This window comes from Corynebacterium sp. HMSC064H12 (assembly GCF_001809925.1).
Taxonomy (GTDB): Bacteria; Actinomycetota; Actinomycetes; order Mycobacteriales; family Mycobacteriaceae; genus Corynebacterium; species Corynebacterium jeikeium_D.
In genome coordinates, this window is record NZ_KV799344.1 from 1 (window position 1) to 4363 (window position 4363).

Consider the following 4363-nt stretch of genomic DNA (forward strand, 5'->3'; position numbering starts at 1 on the left):
GGCATGCGGACACACTTTTCTTTACTTAACCCGCAGTACCCGGCAACGAAATCACTGTCCCCCTGCAGGGCGGCGATATGTAGCGCCATCCTGGCTGTAATCGGCGCCCCAGAACGAAGGTCCGGCAACCGGTCAACAGTGGTGCCTAGAGCTGCCGCCAACTGCTCTTCTGTCTGCAGTCGGCGGGTGCGCATAATGTGATCCAGCACCCCCGGGCGCACCCGAAAGCGTGGTGCCGACATTGTTTCCATAGTGGGCTTCACTTTCTTTACTAAGCTTTCCTACGGGGACACTTCCCCAGTTAGGAGGTGACAAATGTGAGTTCTGAAGTTGAACAGAAGCTCGATGACATTAATGGTTATTTGCACAACTTGATGCATGTAGGCGATATCGAGAACCACCTGAATCGCCTAGTTCACTTGCAGGCAGAAACCCTTGAGGCCATCTATTCACTAGAGCGACGCATTGGTCGCATTGAGCGAAGTTAGATCGTCCACCAGGAGGCTGTTGGCTGCGGCTGCGATAGCCTCCTGGTGTTCTTTAGTGAGGTCTTTGAATCCTCGTTTTGGGTCTTCGCCGTGGTATCGGGTTCGGTCGGCGAGTTCCTCAAGTGCTCGCGATACGTTGTTTTGTTTCTGCATGGTTTCCTGTCCAGCTGTTTTAAGCTCTTCCCGGTCGCTTCCTTGCACCGGTGATTTCATTATGAACCTTGTCGGGTTCATTGTCAACCCCGAATATCCAAACTGTTTGTTTATGCAGGGCTTGACAGGTTTTTGGATATGGTTCATAATGAACCTATGACGCTTCAAGATTGGCTCAAAAGCCTTCCCGATTCCCCCACCGCAAGCCAAGCAGCAGACCGTGCTGGCGTATCGAAAGCGACATTCCTACGGCACCAGAAAAAAGGCGAAACAACCGCTGAATATGCCATTGCCATATCCCGCGCCTACGGGGTTAATGAAATCAAGTCACTGCTTGACCTGGGCTTCGTATCACTACAGGCAGTTAAGGAAATCAGCGTGCAGGTTTCGGCCGGGCGCATGAGTAATCAGCAGATTCTCGACGAAATCCTCCGTCGTTCCGACCCGGAAGCCCTAAATCTCTTCGGCGACCCCACCGGCGAAGCCATCGACTACGACGGCACCGAAGCACCAGTCGCCAGCCTCGACGATCATCGTTCGAACAAACAATCCGCTCGGTCTGATATTCCTCATGACGCAGTAGCCGACGACAGTGACTACCACGAGGAGGAGAACACGGAGTTTGACGACTGATGACCTACACCAACTAGCCGACCAACTAGGGGTCACCATCACCACCCACGACCGTGGCCCCAAAGGCTGGTACCACCACCACACGAGGACTATCAGCCTTCGCAGTGACCTACGTGCCGCGAACTACCGTTGCACGTTGGCGCACGAACTCGGGCACGCGCTCACAGGAGACGTACCAACCGGCATTGCCCATTTTGACCAGCGCATGGAACGCGCCGCCGACATGACGGCAGCGAACATGCTCATCTCTCACACCGACTACGCCGCAGCGGAAGCGCTCTACGGCGCTCACGACGGAGCCATCGCCCGTGAGCTTGGCGTAACCACCCACCTACTTGCCGTATGGCGAAACACCTACGAAAGGACACGGTCATGAACCGCGAAGAGGAAGCGCGCTTCGACACCGACATTGAAGGCGAATCCAAGAATTTCGACTACCTGAAGTCACTCGCGGAATCCAACTTCGCAACCCCAGGAGAGGCTTTCGAAATCATCGCGACACTCACTGTCGACGGCAACAGAATCAACGTGACCCACGACGAGCACCCGCTCGGATACATCGAGCACGCCGACGAGCTGGCCAACACCATCGACGGGCCAGCAGACGTTCCAGCGCGTGTTTGGACATGCCACGATTGGGACGATTTCTACGCATCGGTTCGACTGGACACGGAAGAACTCTTCATCGCGCAGGCAGAATACGACGATTTTCTAATGCGCACCTACGGCACAACCACACCAGATTTGGAAACCACGCAGCGCGTGGCAGCAGCATCGGAAGTTCCCGCGGAGTCCGCGAACTGGGAAGTGCTACTCGCGCCGGATGGATCAAAACGCGCGACCCCGTTCCAGCGAGGATTCGTGCGCGGGAAGATTGGGCACCACTTCCCGAGTAACCGCGCGCCACGAATGGACTATCTAACTGTTGGGCAGGCGTATCGCGTGCTCGAGCATTTCCGTGAGGATGCGTCAGGTCTAGAGAAGCCTGGTCGAGGCTCAATGATGCTGTGGTGGCTTCTCATTTTCCTATTTAACTTTGCGTTCTTACTTTTTAGCTTTTTCGGTTTCGGGCTGGTCTTGTTCGCCATCGAGGCGGCGTTCGTAGTTCACCACTTTGTGACCAGGTCGAAGTTGGAACCGCCGTTTAGTAAGCGCAGGTAGAAAAACAAGGGGGCACTCGACCCAGCACGACATTAGAGAGCGCCCCGGCATGCCATAGACATGACGAAACCGGCTATCCCGCCTATCGGGGCAGGAAGTCCTCCCCTGGAGGACTTGTCACCGGATTCAGCCCCACCGTACCACCACTCACCTACTCGCCGTCTGGCGGGACATGTACGAAAGACAAAAACAATGACATTCGAAGACCGCACTACACAGCCGACCACCAAGAAACCGTTCTATAAGCGCCTTTGGTTCGTCATCCCAGTAACCGCCATAGTCGCCATTGCCGCATTCATCGGCATCATCTTCGCGATTCCGGGAACCAACGACGAACCGACCCGAGAGCAGCTTTTCGAAGCCGGGAAACAAGCCTGTTACACCGAGCTCTTGGAACGGAACAACGAGTCCATGAACCGCGCGGTTGGCTGGGAGGGCAGGCACAGCGCTTACATCGAGCAGGGCGAAACAACCGGGTACATGGAGTTCGAAATCGAAGTCGTTACAGGTCGGTTAATTCCGTGGCCACAGAAGTTCCGCTGTGATTTTGACGCGACGACGTTACCGGCGACGGTAACAAGCTTGTCTACCAGCGACACTGACTAATAAAAGATGGGGGCGCTCGACCCAACACCACATTAGGGAGCGCCCCCACAAAACGCCGCCGTGGGAACCGGGGGGGGTGGCTCAACCAACCAGCGACAAAAGGATTATATCAATGGCTGTTCAAAAACGCGTCCGCAACGGGAAAACACGTTGGGTGGCACGCTACCGTGACCCCGCAGGCAAAGAGCACTCAAAAACGTTCGACCTCCACCGCGAAGCCAAAGCCTGGCTCAACGACCGCGAACGCGAACTACGCGCAGGCGACTGGATAAACCCCACCGACGGCCAAATACCACTGACCGAATACTGGAAAACGTACAAGACCACCGCTCAATCCCCTGGCACCAGAGAAGTTCGAAAAACCATTCACGCCAACCTCGGCGACATGGCCGACATGCCCATCGACTCCATCCGCCCCGCGCACGTCAGAACGTGGCTGGGGCACCTCACCAACGGCAGACCCTGGCTGGAAAACAAGGCACTGTCCCAGAACACTGTTTCGTCGTGGGCTGCGCAGCTGTCCGGGTGCTTCACAATGGCCGTTGAAGACGGACTCATCCGCAATAACCCCGTATCAAAGGTGAAAAAGCCACCCCGGAAAGTTGTTGTCACCGTAGCCGACCTCCCCACACTGGATGATGTGCGCGCCGCTATAAAACTGGCAGATAAGACCGGACGGGAAACACTGGCGACGATGATGATCCTCGCGCTCGGTACAGGTATGCGTGCCGGTGAGGTTGGTGGCCTTACCCGCGCCAACATCGACATGGGCAACAAGCTGCTGCACGTGGTGCAGCAGACACGGCCGCGTTCTGGCGGGGTGATGGCACCACATTTCGCGCCGTTGAAAACGGAATCATCGAGGCGGACGATACCGTTTTCCGCTACTGTTGCCCGCCGCATGGCCGCTCACCTGCTAGCGCATCCTGATGGTGATGATGAGCCGGTGTTCCGTACGCCAACCGGGCTGATGGTCACCTCACAGTCCATCAGTCACTCGATGAAGGTGCTGTGCGGTTTTAACTTTCATGCGCTACGCCACCTGTATGCCACGGCGCTTATTCGGTCTGGGCAGAACGTGAAGGCGGTGCAGACAATGCTGGGACATGCGAGCGCGGATGTGACGCTGAGCGTGTACACGCACTTTTGGCCGGACGATGTAGAGCTGGTGCGTGCTGCTGCTGGCGAGCTGGTGGATGGTGTGGTGCGGGACGGATGCGGGACGGGCAAAAAATCTGGGTGATGCGGTGGTATGAAAAAGCCCCCGCCTTGGTAGCGAGGGCTTAGCGTTTGCGCTGGTGATTAGCGCTTCTGTGCGTCTG

7 protein-coding genes are annotated in these 4363 nt (G+C 56.5%); 5 read left to right on the forward strand and 2 right to left on the reverse strand.

Going from position 1 to position 4363, the window contains the following annotated elements; all coding sequences use genetic code 11:
• Both HMPREF2681_RS06435 and HMPREF2681_RS11055 read right to left on the reverse strand, forming a co-directional pair.
• A partial coding sequence (locus HMPREF2681_RS06435; RefSeq protein ID WP_141746279.1) for a hypothetical protein occupies window positions 1–242 on the reverse strand: 242 nt, incomplete at its 3' end.
• A 210-nt stretch (window positions 243–452) separates the two neighbouring features.
• The gene (locus HMPREF2681_RS11055; protein ID WP_141746280.1) at window positions 453–701 is read right to left on the reverse strand and encodes a hypothetical protein; all 249 of its coding nucleotides are present in this window, start codon (window positions 699–701) and stop codon (window positions 453–455) included.
• Window positions 702–797: 96 nt separating this feature from the next.
• Between HMPREF2681_RS11055 and HMPREF2681_RS06440 the strand changes: the two genes are divergently transcribed.
• The 5 genes from HMPREF2681_RS06440 to HMPREF2681_RS06460 all read left to right on the forward strand — a co-directional run bounded on the left by HMPREF2681_RS06440 (window position 798) and on the right by HMPREF2681_RS06460 (window position 4284).
• On the forward strand, window positions 798–1274 hold the full coding sequence (locus HMPREF2681_RS06440) for a hypothetical protein (protein WP_070546463.1): 477 nt from the start codon (window positions 798–800) through the stop codon (window positions 1272–1274).
• Window positions 1264–1650 carry an ImmA/IrrE family metallo-endopeptidase gene (locus HMPREF2681_RS06445; RefSeq protein WP_070546465.1) on the forward strand — a complete coding sequence of 129 codons (387 nt, stop codon included), beginning with the start codon at window positions 1264–1266 and terminating at the stop codon, window positions 1648–1650. The genes HMPREF2681_RS06440 and HMPREF2681_RS06445 overlap by 11 nt, the downstream gene beginning before the upstream one ends.
• A complete protein-coding gene (locus HMPREF2681_RS06450; RefSeq protein ID WP_070546467.1) occupies window positions 1647–2435 on the forward strand; it encodes a hypothetical protein in 789 nt (262 codons plus the stop codon). Before HMPREF2681_RS06445 ends, HMPREF2681_RS06450 begins: the two co-directional genes overlap by 4 nt.
• A 192-nt stretch (window positions 2436–2627) precedes the next feature.
• Entirely contained in the window at window positions 2628–3041 is a 414-nt protein-coding gene (locus HMPREF2681_RS06455) for a hypothetical protein (protein ID WP_070546468.1), read from the forward strand.
• A gap of 112 nt (window positions 3042–3153) precedes the next feature.
• Window positions 3154–4284 carry a tyrosine-type recombinase/integrase gene (locus HMPREF2681_RS06460; protein WP_070546470.1) on the forward strand — a complete coding sequence of 377 codons (1131 nt, stop codon included), beginning with the start codon at window positions 3154–3156 and terminating at the stop codon, window positions 4282–4284.
• Window positions 4285–4363: the final 79 nt, after the last annotated feature.